The organism is Mucilaginibacter xinganensis (genome assembly GCF_002257585.1).
Lineage (GTDB): Bacteria > Bacteroidota > Bacteroidia > Sphingobacteriales > Sphingobacteriaceae > Mucilaginibacter > Mucilaginibacter xinganensis.
The window spans coordinates 235,437-252,872 of record NZ_CP022743.1; the positions used below are offsets into that span (position 1 = coordinate 235,437).

General features: G+C 43.0%; 15 protein-coding genes. 6 read left to right on the top strand and 9 right to left on the bottom strand.

Annotation, left to right across the window (positions count from 1 at the left end; all coding sequences use genetic code 11):
• Positions 1-84: 84 nt before the first annotated feature.
• From MuYL_RS01070 to mqnB, 4 genes are all read right to left on the bottom strand, one after another.
• A complete protein-coding gene (locus MuYL_RS01070) occupies positions 85-1,017 on the bottom strand; it encodes a bifunctional riboflavin kinase/FAD synthetase (protein ID WP_094568766.1) in 933 nt (310 codons plus the stop codon).
• 19 nt (positions 1,018-1,036) lie between these two features.
• Positions 1,037-1,756 (bottom strand): tRNA pseudouridine(55) synthase TruB, encoded by a 720-nt coding sequence (gene truB, locus MuYL_RS01075; protein WP_094568767.1) that lies wholly within the window; start codon positions 1,754-1,756, stop codon positions 1,037-1,039.
• Positions 1,757-1,759: 3 nt separating this feature from the next.
• Complete coding sequence (locus MuYL_RS01080) at positions 1,760-2,629, bottom strand: menaquinone biosynthesis family protein (protein WP_094568768.1); 870 nt, start codon at positions 2,627-2,629, stop codon at positions 1,760-1,762.
• 116 nt (positions 2,630-2,745) lie between these two features.
• On the bottom strand, positions 2,746-3,420 hold the full coding sequence (mqnB, locus tag MuYL_RS01085; RefSeq protein ID WP_094568769.1) for a futalosine hydrolase: 675 nt from the start codon (positions 3,418-3,420) through the stop codon (positions 2,746-2,748).
• Positions 3,421-3,496: 76 nt separating this feature from the next.
• Between mqnB and MuYL_RS01090 the strand changes: the two genes are divergently transcribed.
• The 5 genes from MuYL_RS01090 (at position 3,497) to MuYL_RS01110 (ending at position 10,805) form a co-directional block, all read left to right on the top strand.
• Positions 3,497-3,913: a 6-pyruvoyl trahydropterin synthase family protein gene (locus MuYL_RS01090; protein ID WP_094568770.1), complete on the top strand. Its 417-nt coding sequence runs from the start codon at positions 3,497-3,499 to the stop codon at positions 3,911-3,913.
• Positions 3,914-3,922: 9 nt separating this feature from the next.
• Positions 3,923-4,561 carry a GTP cyclohydrolase I FolE gene (gene folE / locus MuYL_RS01095; protein WP_094568771.1) on the top strand — a complete coding sequence of 213 codons (639 nt, stop codon included), beginning with the start codon at positions 3,923-3,925 and terminating at the stop codon, positions 4,559-4,561.
• 135 nt (positions 4,562-4,696) lie between these two features.
• Positions 4,697-5,581, top strand: a complete 885-nt coding sequence (fabD, locus tag MuYL_RS01100; protein ID WP_094568772.1) for an ACP S-malonyltransferase — start codon at positions 4,697-4,699, stop codon at positions 5,579-5,581.
• A gap of 146 nt (positions 5,582-5,727) precedes the next feature.
• The gene (locus tag MuYL_RS01105) at positions 5,728-9,438 is read left to right on the top strand and encodes a sensor histidine kinase (protein ID WP_094568773.1); all 3,711 of its coding nucleotides are present in this window, start codon (positions 5,728-5,730) and stop codon (positions 9,436-9,438) included.
• A 125-nt stretch (positions 9,439-9,563) separates the two neighbouring features.
• Complete coding sequence (locus tag MuYL_RS01110; RefSeq protein WP_094568774.1) at positions 9,564-10,805, top strand: ABC transporter permease; 1,242 nt, start codon at positions 9,564-9,566, stop codon at positions 10,803-10,805.
• Positions 10,806-10,935: 130 nt separating this feature from the next.
• Here MuYL_RS01110 and MuYL_RS01115 read toward each other — a convergent pair whose 3' ends face one another.
• From MuYL_RS01115 to MuYL_RS01135, 5 genes are all read right to left on the bottom strand, one after another.
• Complete coding sequence (locus MuYL_RS01115) at positions 10,936-11,676, bottom strand: tyrosine-protein phosphatase (protein ID WP_094568775.1); 741 nt, start codon at positions 11,674-11,676, stop codon at positions 10,936-10,938.
• 2 nt (positions 11,677-11,678) lie between these two features.
• Entirely contained in the window at positions 11,679-12,731 is a 1,053-nt protein-coding gene (gene rfbB, locus MuYL_RS01120; RefSeq protein WP_094568776.1) for a dTDP-glucose 4,6-dehydratase, read from the bottom strand.
• Positions 12,732-12,803: 72 nt separating this feature from the next.
• Entirely contained in the window at positions 12,804-13,826 is a 1,023-nt protein-coding gene (galE, locus tag MuYL_RS01125; RefSeq protein ID WP_094568777.1) for a UDP-glucose 4-epimerase GalE, read from the bottom strand.
• Positions 13,826-14,812, bottom strand: coding sequence for a UDP-glucuronic acid decarboxylase family protein (locus tag MuYL_RS01130; protein WP_094568778.1), 987 nt, complete (start codon positions 14,810-14,812; stop codon positions 13,826-13,828). Before MuYL_RS01130 ends, galE begins: the two co-directional genes overlap by 1 nt.
• Entirely contained in the window at positions 14,812-16,125 is a 1,314-nt protein-coding gene (locus MuYL_RS01135) for a UDP-glucose dehydrogenase family protein (protein ID WP_094568779.1), read from the bottom strand. Before MuYL_RS01135 ends, MuYL_RS01130 begins: the two co-directional genes overlap by 1 nt.
• 61 nt (positions 16,126-16,186) lie before the next feature.
• Here MuYL_RS01135 and MuYL_RS01140 point away from each other — a divergent pair, with 61 nt between their 5' ends.
• Entirely contained in the window at positions 16,187-17,398 is a 1,212-nt protein-coding gene (locus tag MuYL_RS01140; RefSeq protein WP_094568780.1) for a 3-deoxy-D-manno-octulosonic acid transferase, read from the top strand.
• The last annotated feature ends 38 nt before the right edge of the window (positions 17,399-17,436 follow it).

Sequence of the window (17,436 nt, forward strand, 5' to 3'; positions counted from 1 at the left end):
ACCTGCAAGTTAAATAACTATTGCGATATTCAAAATATTAAACCACATAAAGAGCTGAATACCAAATCCGCTACGGAGTATAGCCTACTCGTCCCCCAACAATGCCACCACATCCAGCTTATCTTTCCTTATCTGCTCTTTTAATGCGTCGAGTGAATCAAACTTCATATCATCGCGTACAAAATTGTGAAACTCCATGCGGATCTGCTGATTGTAAATTTCCTTATCGAAGTCAAAAATATTCACTTCTATATTGCGGGTATGCCCGTTAACGGTAGGGCGACTGCCAATGTAAGCCATCCCTTTATGCACCTCGTTGCCTGTTTTAACCTTTACAGCAAAAATACCATCGAGCGGGATCAGTTTATATTTTTCGTCAATTACAATATTAGCTGTCGGATAGCCGATGGTCCTTCCGATCTGGTCGCCGCGGACAACATTCCCGGTTATAAAAAAAGGATAACTTAAAAAAGTGTTGGCCAGCTCAATTGCGCCATTCAGCAATGCCTCCCTTACCCTTGTGGAGCTGATGGCTACCTCGTAAATATCCTGCTCCGGAATTTCAACCACGTTAAAGCCATATACAGGCCCCAGGCGCAACAGGTCGTTAAGCCCGCCCTGCCTGTCCTTACCAAAGCGGTGATCGTACCCAATCACAATGGTTTTGGTACCGATCTTATTCACCAGCACATCGCGGATATATTCTTCGGCAGTTTGATTTGAAAAATCGCGCGAGAAGGGCGTAATGATCAGGTGATCTATCCCCAGCTCTTCCAGCATTGCAGCCTTTTCATCAATGGTGTTGATCATTTTTATGCTCTCATCCTCGGGATGCAATATCATTCGCGGATGAGGAAAAAAGGTAAGCAGCACCGTCTCGCCCCCGGTATCGGCGGCAAGCTTTTTTAAATCAGCAATTATCTTCCGGTGCCCGGTGTGTACGCCATCAAAAGTACCAATGGTAACTACCGCGTTGCTTAACCGCGTAAATTCATCAATATTATGGTAGATTTTCATTTATCAATTTGTGAAATCATTATTCTATAACGGGTGAGATCACTTTCAATTCTCTTATTGTGTTTACCAGTTCCATTACTTCCCAGGCATCGTCAACTTTGTAATCGCCGCTGCGCGTACGCCTTAGCGTTGAAAGGAACGCACCGTTATTCAGCGCCTTGCCAAAGTCGTTTACCAGTGAGCGAATGTACGTGCCCTTGCTGCATACCACCCTGAAATTTACTTCGGGCAGGCTGATGCCGGTTATCTCAAATTCAGTTATGGTAACGGTGCGCAGCCTTAACTCCACCTCTTCGCCGCGACGGGCTTTTTCATAAAGGCGCTCGCCGTCAATTTTTATAGCCGAATGCGCCGGCGGGTATTGTCCTATTTCGCCTAAAAATTGTGCGCAGGTATCTTTAATTTGTTGCCCGGTAATATGGCTGATGTCAAATTTCTGATCCGCTTCGGTTTCCATATCGTAGGAGGGCGTGGTTTCACCCAGTATCATGGTGCCGGTGTATTCCTTTTCCTGCGCCTGAAAGGTATCAATCTGTTTGGTCATTTTGCCGGTACAGATAATAAGCAGCCCGGTAGCCAGCGGATCAAGCGTTCCGGCATGCCCAACTTTAAGCTTTAATGGTTTAAAGGAATTGCGGATCTTTCCTACCACATCAAAACTGGTCCAGTTATACGGCTTATTTACCAGCAGTAGCTGGCCTTCGGCAAATTCTTCTATTCTTGTATAGGTCGATTTCACTAATTATTTCTCTTTTAATCCCGGTTCAGACAAAAATATGTCTTCCTTAACCTCCGGGATAATGTGGTTTTCGAGCGCTTTATCAAAAAGCAGCCTGATCGCCTTTCTCCCTTCATTGCCCAAATCTACGGAATACTTATTTACATACAGCTCAATATGCTTATACATCACTTCCTCGCTCATCTCCTGCGCATGCGAACGGATAAACTCAAGGCCAGATTTTGGGTTTTCAAAAGCAAATTCAACCGACCGGCGGATCACCCGGTTTATTTTATGCTGAACTTCGGCCGGCAACTTACGGTTGGTAACAATGCCGCCCAGCGGAATAGCGCAGCCGGTTTCCTTTTCCCAGTAGTCGCCAAGGTCAATAATTTTTTTGAGGCCCTTGTCCTGGTAGGTAAAACGATTTTCGTGGATGATAAGGCCAATATCAACCCGGCCTTCCAACACTGCATTTTCAATGTCCGAAAACACCAGCTCAACCTTATTGATTGCATTGGGAAATGCGGTCCCTAAAAGAAAGTTGGCGGTGGTGTATTTGCCGGGAATGCCAATTTTAGGATTAGCAGTTAGCGAGCGGAGATCAGAGACTAATTGTTCGGGGTCATCTTTACAGATCAAAAGCGGACCAACACCAAAACCCAGCGCGCTGCCAGCGTCCATCAAAACATATTTATCGGCAACGTAGGCAAAGGCATGGTAGCTGAGCTTAGTAATGTCAAGCTCACCGCGCATGGCTTTCTGGTTCAGGGTTTCCACGTCATCATAAAACACTTCGAAGTCCAGGCCTTCCGTGTCTATTTTATGATGGATCATGGCATCAAAAATAAAGGTATCGTTAGGGCAGGGCGAAAAGCCGAGGGATAGTTTCATGTATTAAGTTGATTAAGTTAGATTGAGTTGGATTGAGTTGGATTGAGTTGGATTGAGTTGATTAAGCAGACAAAAAACCACTCACCTAATCAACTCAATCCAACTCAATCAACTCCTCACGCATACAGCTTTAAAAATTCAACAGCAAAGGTATTCAGATTTTTTATGGCGAGCCCTATGTTCCAGTTGGCGCGGTTGCGTTTTTCCACGTAATTTGACACAGCCCTGATCTGCATACAAGGCATATCAAACTGTTTACAGGCGTAAAACACAGCAGCGCCTTCCATGCTTTCTATCTGTGGGCTTAACCTTTCGGCCACGTTTTGAATAGATGCCTCATTGCCATGAACGGTATTTACAGTTATCGCTTTTGCCTGTGGCAGATTGAATGTATTAAAGAGGTTGTAAAGGTCGGCCAGCTTTTTTGAAGGGTACCAGGTAGCCTCGCCGAAACCCATGTCAGCAATCGGCAGGAAATTCATATCATCTTCAGCACCTAACTCTGCAAAGGTATCTTCGGTTACTTCTACCACATCGCCCAAAGCAATATTTCGGTCAAAGCTGCCTGCAATGCCGAGATTAAGTACCAGGTCGTATTTGTTTGCCGATAAATGCCGACCCAATGCAAATGCTGTAGCGACCATACCAACACCGGTTGTGAGGAGCTGGCAATCGGCCGTTAGCGGCTGGCATCCGGCCCCGGCCTCTTCCGGCTCCGGTGCCGGAATTCGGAATTCCGAGATCAAGGGTGCAACTTCTGCTTCCGTAGCCACAACAATCAATATTCGCATATTGCTTTTTTTTGACAGCTAAGATAAACCATAACGCCTGATTTTGTTTTGTATATTTGCACCATTATTTGTTATGATGATACATATTACACGCAAAGAACACTTTAATGCGGCGCACCGGATGTACCGCGAGGAGTGGAGCGACGAACAAAATGCTGAAGTTTTTGGCAAATGCGCCAATCCAAACTGGCATGGGCATAATTACAATTTGCTGGTTACCGTAAAAGGCGAGATCACCCATGCAACCGGTTATCTTATTGATTTAAAGGACCTGAAAGTGATCATTAACGATTATGTGATCGAGAAGCTGGATCATAAAAACCTGAACAAAGATGTTGATTTTATGGCCGGCAAAATGGCATCTACCGAGTTGCTTTGCATCGAGATCTTTAACCAGTTAAAAGCGCCGATAGAAGCAAACGAAGGCGTATTTCTGCATTCAGTTAAACTTTACGAAACCGAAAATAATTCTGCGGAATATTTTGGTGATTAATCCTGGAACATGAGTAACGAAAACCATATCCCCGACAGGGATGAAGGCATTGACGGCTATGTAAAAATAGACCGTTATAACCCCGATCTGATTGCCGGCCTCTCTGGTAATTACCTCGAAGTTTTAAAGCAAATTGGCGAAAACCCCGAACGCGAAGGCTTGTTAAAAACACCTGAGCGCGTGGCCAAAGCCTTGCTGTATTTAACGCAGGGGTACGATCTGGACGCGAAACAGATCCTTAATTCAGCAATGTTTAAGGAGGATTACAGCCAGATGGTTATAGTGAAAGATATTGAAGTATATTCCATGTGCGAACACCACATGCTGCCTTTCTTCGGAAAAGCGCACGTGGCATACATTCCTAATGGGCACGTAGTGGGCTTAAGTAAAATTCCGCGCGTGGTTGACGTTTTTGCAAGGCGCCTGCAGGTACAGGAAAGGCTCACCAACGAGATCCGCGATTGTATCCAGGATACCTTAAACCCCTGGGGCGTAGGTATAGTTATTGAGTGCCGCCACCTTTGCATGAGCATGCGCGGCGTTCAAAAACAAAACTCGGTTACCACCACATCAGCATTTACAGGCGAATTTTTAAAAGAAAAAACAAGAACGGAATTTTTAAACCTTATCTCAGCAAAGTTGGGCTAAGGACTAAAAATCAGTGATTAGAGATTAGTTTTTTTATAGGTTATGTCTAAATTTGATATAGCTAATCTTTAATTAACAAATTTCTAATCTGTCAAAATCAACTAATCTCTAATTAACAAATCTCTAGTCTCTAGCATGAAAGCATACATATTCCCGGGGCAAGGTGCCCAGTTTGTTGGTATGGGTAAAGACCTGTACGAAAAATCGGAACAGGCACGTGCCTTATTTGAACAGGCTAATGAAATACTTGGTTTCCGCATTACCGACCTGATGTTTGATGGTACCGATGAGGACCTTAAGCAAACCAACGTTACACAACCGGCTATATTTTTACATTCAGTTATTTTAGCCAGTGTTTTGGGCGATGATTTTAAACCGGAAATGGCGGCAGGTCACTCGCTCGGCGAATTTTCCGCACTGGTTGCCTGCAAGTCTTTATCCTTTGAAGATGGCCTGCGCCTGGTAGCGGCACGTGCCAATGCCATGCAAAAAGCCTGCCTGATACAGCCATCAACCATGGCCGCTATTATAGGACTTGATGACTTTACCGTTGAAGATATTTGCCACCGCATTAGTGATATTGTTGTGCCTGCAAATTATAACTGCCCCGGGCAGCTGGTAATTTCAGGTACTATAGCCGGAGTTGATAAAGCTTGCGAAGAACTTACGGCCGCCGGTGCAAAACGGGCACTTAAGTTAAATGTTGGCGGCGCATTTCACTCACCTTTAATGGAGGCCGCAAGGGTTGAACTGGAACACGCTATAGTAAATACCGTAGTTAACGAGCCCATTTGCCCGGTATATCAAAACATTGATGCCAAACCATATACCGACCCGGCAATGATAAAACATAACTTAATAGCCCAGCTTACAGGGCCTGTCCGCTGGACACAGACCGTTAAACACATGATGGAAGACGGCGCAACTTCATTTACCGAGGTTGGCCCGGGCAGTGTGCTGCAGGGACTGGTTAAAAAAGTTGACCGCCACATGCCTACTGAAAGCGCAGCCATACAGTAGCGCTTGCTGCGCTCTTAATGACCCGTCTTAAGCTTAAAGTTATTTATTTTTAACTTTAAGCTTAAGACAAAAAACTTCCGGCTGTAATTTTGGTTACATTTGAAATTATTTAATATTCATTGGCTAAATCAGGGCAAATTCGGTTAATGCTGGCTATTTTATGCGCCAGCTTACTTTTAACGGCAGTTATTGTTCGTAAAACCTACACACCCGTAACCAATCTCGACCAAACAGCTAAGGTTCTTGAAAGTAACCTTAAAAAAAAAGAAGCCTTTGTTAACGGCATTATTAAAGACCAGGCCAGCTTTGACAAGTTAAAACACCTCCAAAACTCTCCCCAGGCGTCAATAGACCTGATCACCAAAGTCACCACAAAAAACAATATCTGGTTTGTAACCTTGCAAAACAATAATCTTAGTTTTTGGAGCGGGGTAAAAGTTGTCCCCAAATACCCCGCTTCCATAAAAGAAGGGTATTCTTTCCGCAAAGAATCAAATGGATATTACGAGGTCATAAAAAAGAGCGAAGGTGCATTTTCGGCTATCTTTTTTATCCCGGTGAAAATTAATTACGCATTTCAAAATGAATACCTGCAAAACCGGTTTGCTGTTGATCTGACCACCGATAGCAACATTGAAATAGCCGATTTTATGGACAAAAATGTTTATGAAATCCGTAGCTCCAATAATTCTTTTTTGTTTGCAGTTAAAATAAAGCAGGGTGAGGTTAACCATTCTTTTTTTTACTACGAGGTAACGATATGGCTGTTAACGCTGCTTTGCTTTTGTGTACTGATTAATAATATTTGTGACTATATAGCTTCAAAAGGCCTTTTGGTATTAGCGCTGGCTGTATTAGCAGCCTTTATTTTTTTGGCGAGGTGGATCAACTTACAGTATAACTGGCCGGATTTTACTTATAAACTTACCATTTTCAACCCGGCGCTTTATGCGTCCAGCCCGGCATTCCGTTCCCTCGGCGACTTTTGCATCAATATATTAGCTACTACATGGTTTGTAAGTTTTATATATCAAAAGCGGCGCCCGCTGTTTAAAAACGTCAAAAGCAAAGCGGCAAGTTACTTACTGGTAGCAGCCGGCATTACCATACTAATTATAGTTGCAACGTTACTATTAGATCTTTTTTACGGGCTGGTTATCAACTCAAAAATAAGCTTTGATGTAAGCAACGTGCTTAACCTTTCTTTTTATAGCGCCGTAGGGGTTGTAATGCTTTGCTTTAGCTTCCTGTTGTTTTACCTTTTAAATGAAATATATTTAACAATAATCAACAGGCTCCCTATCCCGGCTATAAGCAAGGCTCTGGTAATAATTATAGCGTTTTTTCTTGCTACAGGTATTGCTTATTGGCACCAGGACTTTACCTCATTTTATTTATTTTTAGCGGTACTTGTTTTAGCAAGGGCATACGCCTACAGGTATCATAATGGCGCTATAAATGCCATTTCGCTATCATTCATTATTTTAGTTTGCTCATTAATCGCCGCTATCAATCTCAACCATTTCGAGTCGGTTAAAGAGAAGGAAACCCGGAAGGCCTTTATCCAGAAACTGGAAGTGCCCGACGATGGGAACGCTGATTTGATATTTAAAAAAATTGGTCCGCAATTAATAGCTGATCCATCTATTACTCAATATTTTACCGACTCATTACGCAGCTCAAATTATATTAAAACCCGTCTGCAGAAATTATACTTTAACGGCTACCTCTCCAAGTACGATTTTAACGTACATGAGTTTGATGAAAAAGACCGCCCGTTATCAAACGATAAAAATTACTCGCTGGCGGTTTTTAAAGACCTGGTACTCTATAGTTCCTTTAAAGTTTCCGATTTCTTTTACCGCGTTAATGAATCCTTCGGATTTCAAAATTACTTTGCCATTTTACCGATTGCCCAAAATGATAAAAAGTTGGGGACAATAGTTGTAGAACTTAAATCAAAACCACTGCAAACCTATGCCTCTTTTCCAGACCTTTTAATTGACGGACAGATAACCAGGGAAGATGAATTTAAAAACTATTCCTATGCCTTTTATAACGATGGTAAACTGGTTACCCAAAGCGGCACCTACGTTTATAACCTCGAAAATAATAACCTGCAGGGCCAGTTAAATAAATACATTACCAAAACCACCAGGGGAAATAATAATGAATGGTATTCACGCTTTACCAATTACAACCATTTAATTTATAAGCCGGGCGAGCGCAATTTAATTGTGGTTAGCCGCGAACAAAACATGCTGTTTTTGGGCATTACCTCAATGACCTTCTTTTTTGTGGTGTTTTTGCTGTTTGGCTGTATGATATTGCTAAGCGGCTGGCTATGGATCAGGATAAAAATTTTCAACATTAAGAACGACAGGATCAAGTGGAATTTCAGAATGAATTTCGACCTGATATTATATAAAACCCGCATCCAGTTTTCAATGATTGTTACGGTGGTTGCCACCCTAATACTGGTGGGTTTTATCACCTTTTTCTCTATAAGCACACAATACCAAACCCAGCAGGATAAAACCATACGTGAAAAAATAACCCGCATAGCAAGCGCTTTTGAAAGCAGTAATTACAGTAAATACCTTTCAAATATCAGCGAAGAAAGCCAGGTTGATTTTAATGATTTTGCCAACACCTATTCAGCCGACCTAACTTTGTTTGATACCAATGGACTGGAGCTGATCAATACGCAGCCGAAAATTTACGAAGTAGGCCTGATATCCAGGCGGATGAATGCCCGGGCATTTATTTATTTGAGTAAGTTTCAACGCTCGGAGTTTGTTAATGATGAAATTATTGGCAGGCTCAATTATAAAGCCGCTTATGTGCCTTTGCGAAACTCGAAAAATGAAACAATAGCTTATTTGCAATTGCCCTATTTTAGCAATGAGGCCGATTATAAAGAACGGATCGGATCGTTATTGAATATAATGATCAATGTTTATGCTTTAATTTTTATAGCCATTGGCCTGTTAGCGGTGATTATTGCAAGGCAGATCACTGCGCCGTTAAATTTCATCCAGTTAAGCTTAAGTAAAACAACTTATGGCAAAAAGAACGAGCCGATTCGCTGGGACCGGAATGACGAGATTGGCGCGCTGGTAAAGGAATATAATAAAATGATTGCTGCGCTGGAGCAGAGCGCGCAAAAACTGGCGCAGAGCGAGCGGGAAAGCGCATGGCGCGAAATGGCGAAGCAGGTAGCGCACGAAATTAAGAATCCCCTTACGCCGCTTAAACTGGGATTGCAGTTACTTGATAAATCATGGAAGGATAAGGACCCGAAGTTTGATCAGAAATTTGAGCGGTTCAGCAAATCATTTGTTGAGCAGATAGAAAGCTTGTCAAACATCGCCTCCGAGTTTTCGGCATTTGCAAAAATGCCGGATACCAAGCTGGAGCCGATAAATGTTTTTGATGTATTGACACAGGCCGTTACTATTTTTAAACAAATGGACAATATTAAAATTGTTTATCAAAGCCCCGAAAATCCTTTTATAATTAATGCCGACCGCGATCAGTTGTTACGCTGCTTTAATAACCTGTTAAAAAATGCCATTGAAGCTACCCCGGCAGACAGGATGGGAATAATTGAAATAAACTACCTGGTAACCAACAAAAACATCCTGCTTACCTTAAAAGATAACGGCAACGGGATCCCTGAAAATTTAAGGGAAAAGATTTTTGAGCCCAATTTTACCACCAAAAGCTCGGGGACAGGGCTCGGGCTGGCCTTTGTTAAAAACTCCATTGAAAATGCAGGCGGAAAGGTTTGGTTTGAAACCATTATGGGCGAAGGCACAACATTTTACTTCAGCTTACCTTCGGCTTTGGCATAACCGCCGGGTTTAATCCGTAATTAATTTTCCGGGGCTTTTAACCCGCCAACATTAACTGCTGCATAGCTGTAACAAACAAGTGGGTACCACAGTCTTATCAGCAAGTTTTTTGTTAGTTTTAAACCATGGCCGTAAAAACCACCTTTAAAGAAAATATTTCTATAGCCTTACAGTCAATAGCGGGCAACAGGCTGCGCACCTCGCTAACCGCTTTAATTATTGCTATTGGCATTATGGCGCTGGTGGGTATTTTAACGGCAATTGAAGGGGTAAAGCAGTTTACCAATGATGCATTTGCGGGCCTTGGCGCAAACTCTTTCACCATTCAAAACAGGGGCCAGGGCCTAAACTTTGGAAACGGCGGCCACCGGAAGGTTTACCCGTCCATCCGTTACGACCAGGCCGACAGGTTGAAGAAAAAATTCACATTGCCGGCGGTTATTGCCATAAATTTAAATGTTTCAGGCACGGCAGTTGCCAAATATGGCAATCAGAAAACCAACCCTAATATTTCGGTAAGCGGATCAAACGAAAACTATTTATTAACCAGCGGTCAGAAACTGGCGTTTGGGCGCAATTTCTCCGCTTCAGAACTGGAGCATGGAACCAACGTTGTTATTATTGGCAACGAAATAAAAAAGAAGCTTTTTAAAGACGGCGACCCGATAAACAAACTGATATTTGTTGGCACCAATCAGTTCAAGGTAATCGGGGTATTCGCATCAAAAGGATCGAGCGCTGGTTTTGGAGGCGATAAGTTTTGCGTTATCCCGGTTATAAAAGCCAAGCAGATAGTAGCTACCACAAACCCTTCGTTTACCATAACCATTATGGTAGGCAACGCGGCAATACTTGATGCCAGCATTGGCGAGGCTACCTCCCTGTTCAGAAATATTCGCAGCCTTAATGTAGCCGACCCTGATAATTTTGAAATAGAAAGAAGTGACTCTATTCAGCAGGAATTATCGGGCCAGCTCTCCTATATGACTATTGGCGGGGCAACCATCGGTATCATCACCTTAATTGGTGCAGCTATAGGTTTAATGAATATTATGCTGGTTTCGGTAACGGAGCGTACACGCGAGATAGGTTTGCGTAAAGCACTGGGGGCTACACCTTCCATCATCCGCAAGCAGTTTTTAATAGAGGCTATTGTAATTTGTTTAATAGGCGGCGTTGGCGGTATTATATTAGGGATGGCCATAGGGAACCTGATAGCCGTAAACATTAGCGGAACATTTGTAACACCCTGGCGGTGGCTGTTCGGTGCAATAGCGCTGTGTACTTTTATCGGCTTAATATCCGGGTTTTATCCCGCTAAAAAAGCGTCGAGACTTGACCCTGTTGAGGCCTTAAGATACGAGTAGTGTTAATTTCCGAAATTCGGTTTGTACGAGGAATACAGCGCGTACGCTGCATTTGTTATTCAAATATCCGGCAGTTAACTCCCGGTTTGTAAATTAAATAAATCCGAAATCAAACATCCTGATTCCGAAATTACATCAACAAGGTATTCTTTAGCGGGTAATCAAACATTACCTTTTCAAGATACGGCATTTTTAAAGCCTGCTTTAATGCTTCGGCATGCCGCGGGTGGTGCATATCGCTCGATATAAAATTGATCAGTTGGTGGTCTATCATTTCTTCGGCTATTTTTTTAGCCTCCCGCCCGTAGTACCCTGTTAATGATATCGTGTTCAATTGAAAATCAACACCCCAGTCATGCAGTTGCTTAAACTGGTCAATATCCATGTAGGGATACCTTTCTGGGTGGGCCAAAATCGGCTTAAATCCAAGGTCTCTAAGTCGTTGAATTACAGGAATTGCGTTGCTGGGCTTGTTAATAAATGAAAATTCAAAAAGCACGTAATTATCACCAATTATCATTAGCTTACCATCGTTAACCCTGGCTTCAAAGGTTTCATCAAAATAATGTTCGGCAGCTGCCTGCACCTCAATGTTTATATTTTCTTTAACCAGTTCTTTCTTAAGTACCTCAAGCGCCCCGTTAATGGTTTCGGGTGTATTCCGGTAATAATCAATCATTATATGCGGGGTGGCAATAATTTTCTTTATCCCCATGGCCATCATTTGTTTAATCAAAAAGACAGACTCCTGCGGGTTTTGAGCGCCATCGTCAATGCCAGGCAGCACATGCGAGTGCATGTCAACCATTATTGAACTATAGTCAAAGGTGATGTCCTTTTTTTCCTCTTTCTTCTTAAATAAGCCAAACATTTTTAGCGGTTGTTATATTGCTCTACATAATATTGCTGGTAATGACCGGAAGTAACGTCATTAAGCCACTCTTCATTATTAAGGTACCAGTCCACCGTTTTTTCAAGCCCTTCTTCAAATGTAATTGAAGGCACCCAACCCAATTCATTTTTAAGTTTTGATGCATCAATGGCATAACGCAGATCGTGCCCTGCCCTGTCTGTCACAAAAGTAATCAGGCTTTCCGATTCTCCTGCTTTCCTGTTCAGTTTACCATCAAGTATCCGGCACAACAGTTTTATCAGGTCAATGTTTTTCCATTCGTTATGTCCGCCTATATTATAGGTTGATCCTGCTTTGGCTTGGTGAAATATAAGGTCAATCGCCCTTGCATGATCCTCAACCCATAGCCAGTCGCGAATATTCTCGCCTTTGCCGTAAACAGGCACCGGTTTCATTTGCTTAATGTTATGAATAGCCAGCGGAATCAGTTTTTCGGGAAAATGAAAAGAGCCGTAGTTATTTGAGCAGTTAGAGATCACCACATCGAGGCCATAGGTATCATGATATGCCCTCACAAAGTGGTCTGATCCTGCTTTTGAAGCTGAATAGGGCGAATGCGGGTCGTATCCGGTTGCCTCGGTAAACATCCCTGTTTCACCTAATGAGCCATAAACTTCATCGGTTGAAACATGGTAAAACCGGGTTTGGTCAAATCGGCCTTTCCAGGCCTGCCGTGCGGTATTTAACAGGTTTACCGTACCAACAACGTTCGTCATCACAAACTCAAGCGGGTTAGTAATTGACCTGTCCACGTGCGATTCGGCAGCCAGGTGTATGACGGCATCGGGTTGTTCATCAGCAAAAAGCTTTTGTATAAACTCAATATCAACAATATCGCCTTTTATAAAACGATAGTTTGGCTCATTCTCAATATCTCTTAAGTTAGCCAGGTTACCGGCATAAGTTAACTTATCAAGATTAATAATGGTATAAGCGGGATAATTTTTAACAAACCGGCGCACCACGTGCGACCCGATGAACCCTGCTCCTCCCGTAATAATTATCTTTTTCATTAGGTAGTTTATATATTGCCGGCTGCAATTGATTATAATACCAACTCACAACCGTTTGTAGTTATTATAAAGTTACGAAGGATTTTGCGATAAATATTTCTCCCACTCCCAGGCAGATGCCATCATAATATCAATATCCAGCGCTGCCGTCCAGTTCAACACTTTTGACGATTTGGTAACATCGCCCCAAACTTTTTCAACATCTCCGTTACGGCGCGGGCCTATTTCGTAATTCAGCTTTACGCCGGTAGTATTTTCAAAAGCGGCTATTATTTCCAAAACTGTATTGCCATTACCTGTGCCTATGTTAAACACATCGTAACCGGAAAAATTATCACCAGCCATTAATTTTAAAGCGGCCACATGCGCTTTCGCCAGGTCAACCACATGAATATAGTCGCGAACACAGCTGCCATCTTTGGTATTATAGTCATTCCCGAAAACAGTAATTTTTTCGCGTTTGCCAATGGCTGTTTGTGTTATAAAAGGCACCAGGTTTTGCGGAACACCGTTAGGGAGTTCGCCAATCAGCGCGGTTTCATGCGCCCCAACCGGGTTAAAGTATCTTAATGCAACAACTTTTTGTGCATTGCCGGCAGCTACGGCATCTTTTAAGATCTCTTCGGCTATTTGCTTGGTGTTGCCATAAGGCGATTGCGCCGGTTTAACCGGTGCATCTTCAGTAACGGGCAAAATATCGGGCTGGCCATATACGGTGCAGCTTGATGAAAAAACAAACTTCACCGGTTTGCCATTATAGGCCGCCAATAAGTTAACGAGTGAATAAATATTGTTACGGTAATACTTCAACGGGTTATGAACAGATTCGCCCACGGCTTTAAACGCTGCAAAATGAATAATGCCATCAATGTCCGGCTCAGCCGCGGTAAACTCCGCCAGCTTTTTATCATCACAAATATCAAATTGGTAAAAGGCGGGCTTAAACCCTATGATCTTGCTCAGCTGATCAAGGATCTTGATATTTGAGTTGGAAAGGTCATCAATTATTATGGGTTCATACCCTGCGCTTACCAGTTCAACCACTGTATGCGAGCCAATGTAACCTAAACCACCTGTTACTAATATCTTAGCCATTAGTTTTTATTAAAGTATTTAAAATCTTTATGTTGTATTTCCTTTTCAGGCAGCGACTTAAAATAATCGTAAGTAATTTTCAAACCTTCGCTTCTCGAAACCTTTGGCTCCCAGCCTAAAATGCTTTTAGCTTTGGTAATATCCGGGCGGCGTTGTTTAGGGTCGTCCGTAGGCAATGGCAAGCTAATGAGTTTTTGATCGGTACCGGTTAGCTTAATGATCTCCTCGCCAAATTGACGAATCGTTATTTCATCCGGGTTGCCAATATTCATCGGCTGACTATAGTCACTGAATAATAAGCGGTAAATACCTTCAACCAAATCATCAACATAACAAAAAGAGCGGGTTTGTGAACCGTCGCCAAACATGGTTAATGATTCGCCACGCAGGGCCTGCCCTATAAAAGCAGGTAACACACGCCCGTCATTAAGCCGCATACGCGGCCCGTAGGTATTAAATATGCGCACAATGCGGGTTTCCAGGCCGTGAAAGGTATGATAAGCCATAGTAATGGCTTCCTGGAACCGCTTTGCCTCGTCATAAACACCCCGCGGACCAACCGGGTTAACGTTGCCCCAATATTCTTCAGGCTGCGGGTTTACGCTCGGATCGCCATATACTTCAGATGTTGAGGCTATCAGCATCCGCGCATTCTTTGAGCGGGCCAGCCCAAGCAGGTTATGTGTGCCCAGCGATCCAACTTTTAAAGTCTGGATAGGGATCTTTAAATAATCAATAGGACTCGCAGGCGAAGCAAAGTGAAGGATGTAATGCAAATCGCCGGGTACATACACAAACTTGGAAACATCATGATTATAAAACTCAAAGTTTTCAAGTTTAAATAAATGCGCAATATTTCTCAGGTCGCCGGTGATCAGGTTATCCATTCCGATAACATGATAATCTTCCGCTATAAACCTGTCGCACAAGTGCGAGCCTAAAAATCCCGCTGCCCCGGTTATTAATATTCTTTTACGTTCTGCCATTATCCAACTATTTTACGCCCGATGCTGTTGTAATAAAAACCGCAATCTTTCATTCTGTCAAGGTCGTAAAGGTTACGGCCATCAAATATTACCGGTGCTTTTAACTTTTCTTTCATAAACTCAAAATCCGGCGTTCTGAAAACGGGCCATTCCGTTACTATCAGTAAAGCGTCGGCACCTTCAAGGGCAGTATATCTGTCGTTCGAATAAGTAATCTTATCTCCCAATAATTTTTTAACATTTGGCATGCCTTCGGGGTCATACGCAACCACCTTAGCGCCTTCTGCCAGCAATTCATCAATAATATATAAGGCAGGCGCCTCGCGAATATCGTCGGTTTCCGGTTTAAAGGCCAGTCCCCAAAGGGCAAAGGTTTTTCCTTTTAAGCCCCCCGGGCCATAATGTTCGCGCATTTTTACCACCAGGCGTTTCTTTTGCGTTTCATTCACTTCCATTACCGAGTTCAGGATCTTAAACTCATATTTATTTTCTTCTGCCGATTTTGCCAGCGCCTGAACATCTTTAGGGAAACAGCTGCCGCCATATCCAACACCCGGAAATAGGAAGCGCTTACCGATACGTGCATCAGCCCCAACGCCCTTTCTTACCATATCCACATCGGCACCAACAAGTTCGCACATATTGGCAATCTCGTTCATAAAGGTAATTTTGGTAGCCAAAAACGAATTTGCAGCATATTTTGTAAGTTCTGATGAACGCTCATCCATATAAAGGATAGGGTTTCCCTGGCGCACGTATGGCGCATAAAGGTCGCCCATTATCTGGCGGGCCTTCTCGTCCATAGTACCTATAACAACCCTGTCAGGTTTCATGAAATCCTCAACAGCAACACCTTCGCGCAAAAATTCAGGGTTTGAAACCACGGCAAAAGGCACATCGGTATTGGCCTTCATTACGGCATTAACTTTATCAGCAGTACCAACCGGCACTGTCGATTTGGTTACGATCACCTTATACTCTGTAATTATTTTTGCAATATCTTTTGCTGCGCCAAGCACATAACTCAAGTCTGCAGAGCCATCAGCACCCGGAGGGGTTGGCAGCGCTAAAAATATCACCTTAGCTGGCGCAATAGCTTCGGCAAGGTTAGTTGTAAATGTTAATCGTTCCTGTTTTATATTCCGGTGAAATAAAAGGTCAAGTCCGGGTTCGTAAATCGGCATTTCGCCTGCGCGCATCTTGTTTACCTTTTCTTCAACAATGTCCACGCACACCACCTCATTACCGGTTTCGGCTAAACACGTTCCGGTAACCAGGCCTACGTAGCCCGTTCCTATAACAGCAATTTTCATAAATAAATATTTTTATTGTGACTACATTTATCCCCGCGAAGTTAATAATTCATATTTTAAAATGCGCTTACTATATAACACCGGGGTTAGATTATATTTCGTTGCAGTTTACTTAGCTTCCTTTTTCAACTTAAAGGCCAGACTTTGGATAAGTGGCCGAAAAAATCAAGCACTTATACGTTTTCCCGGTTGTATTTGGTTTCATTTTGCATCACTTGGCGAGTTTGAGCAGGGCCGGCCGGTTTTGGAACAGATGAGAACGTTATATCCCGGCAATAAAATAGTAATCACTTTTTTTTCACCATCAGGATACGAAATTAGAAAAAACACCCCTCTCGCCGATGCCGTGTACTATTTACCGCTGGATACGCCGCAAAACGCCAAAGACTTTATAGCCACCATACAGCCCAAAATGGCCATTTTTACCAAGTATGAATACTGGTACCATTTTTTTAAAGAGCTGCACCACCGTGAAATTCCATTGTACCTTATCTCGGGAATTTTCAGGCCGGGGCAGGTATTTTTTAAATGGTATGGAGGGCTGCACCGCCAAATGCTGGGCTTTGTTCGCTGGTTTTTTGTGCAGGATGAGCGGTCAATGGCATTGCTGCGGCAGCTTAACATCAATAATGTTACCGTAAGCGGCGATACCCGGTTTGACAGGGTATGGGCCAATGCGCAGCAGCCCAAAAGTATCCCCGCTATTCACGAATTTAAAAATGGGCACAAAGTATTTATAGCCGGCAGCACCTGGCCACCCGATGAAAAACTGATAGCCACGCTGGTAAAGCAATACCCTGAATGGAAGTTTATTATTGCGCCGCACGAGATCAGTGAAGAAAAAATAAAAAGCCTTGCACAACTGTTACCCGCGGGTTCAGCAATCAGGTATTCCCAAATCGCTAATGCTCCCGTTCTTGGTGAACAAACACTGATCATTGATAACATTGGAATGCTGTCATCGCTATATCAGTATGGCGACATTGCTTATATTGGCGGTGGCTTTGGCGCAGGTATTCACAATACGCTTGAAGCAGCAGCGTTTGGCTTACCGGTAATTTTTGGGCCGGAATATTCAAAGTTTAAAGAGGCTCATGATTTGATCGGTCTGCAGGCGGGATTTAGCATAGCTTCCGAAGCGGAGTTAATAACGGTAACCAACAAGCTGGTTAATGATCCAATATTTTACGCTAACGCAGGCAAGGCACTTACAACTTATGTAAAGAAGCTTACCGGGGCTACGGCGACTATTATGAATTTTATTAAAAAGTAAAATACCGGAGACGCAGGCCCCCGGTACTTTATGATAAT

Excerpts from the sequence above, each read along its gene's own strand:
- MuYL_RS01070 (WP_094568766.1), bottom strand. The coding sequence starts at position 1,017 with ATGAAAATCTACCATAATATTGATGAATTTACGCGGTTAAGCAACGCG.
- MuYL_RS01080 (WP_094568768.1), bottom strand. The coding sequence starts at position 2,629 with ATGAAACTATCCCTCGGCTTTTCGCCCTGCCCTAACGATACCTTTATT.
- mqnB (WP_094568769.1), bottom strand. The coding sequence starts at position 3,420 with ATGCGAATATTGATTGTTGTGGCTACGGAAGCAGAAGTTGCACCCTTG.
- MuYL_RS01090 (WP_094568770.1), top strand. The coding sequence starts at position 3,497 with ATGATACATATTACACGCAAAGAACACTTTAATGCGGCGCACCGGATG.
- folE (WP_094568771.1), top strand. The coding sequence starts at position 3,923 with ATGAGTAACGAAAACCATATCCCCGACAGGGATGAAGGCATTGACGGC.
- fabD (WP_094568772.1), top strand. The coding sequence starts at position 4,697 with ATGAAAGCATACATATTCCCGGGGCAAGGTGCCCAGTTTGTTGGTATG.
- MuYL_RS01105 (WP_094568773.1), top strand. The coding sequence starts at position 5,728 with ATGCTGGCTATTTTATGCGCCAGCTTACTTTTAACGGCAGTTATTGTT.
- MuYL_RS01110 (WP_094568774.1), top strand. The coding sequence starts at position 9,564 with ATGGCCGTAAAAACCACCTTTAAAGAAAATATTTCTATAGCCTTACAG.
- MuYL_RS01115 (WP_094568775.1), bottom strand. The coding sequence starts at position 11,676 with ATGTTTGGCTTATTTAAGAAGAAAGAGGAAAAAAAGGACATCACCTTT.
- rfbB (WP_094568776.1), bottom strand. The coding sequence starts at position 12,731 with ATGAAAAAGATAATTATTACGGGAGGAGCAGGGTTCATCGGGTCGCAC.
- galE (WP_094568777.1), bottom strand. The coding sequence starts at position 13,826 with ATGGCTAAGATATTAGTAACAGGTGGTTTAGGTTACATTGGCTCGCAT.
- MuYL_RS01130 (WP_094568778.1), bottom strand. The coding sequence starts at position 14,812 with ATGGCAGAACGTAAAAGAATATTAATAACCGGGGCAGCGGGATTTTTA.
- MuYL_RS01135 (WP_094568779.1), bottom strand. The coding sequence starts at position 16,125 with ATGAAAATTGCTGTTATAGGAACGGGCTACGTAGGCCTGGTTACCGGA.
- MuYL_RS01140 (WP_094568780.1), top strand. The coding sequence starts at position 16,187 with ATGCGCTTACTATATAACACCGGGGTTAGATTATATTTCGTTGCAGTT.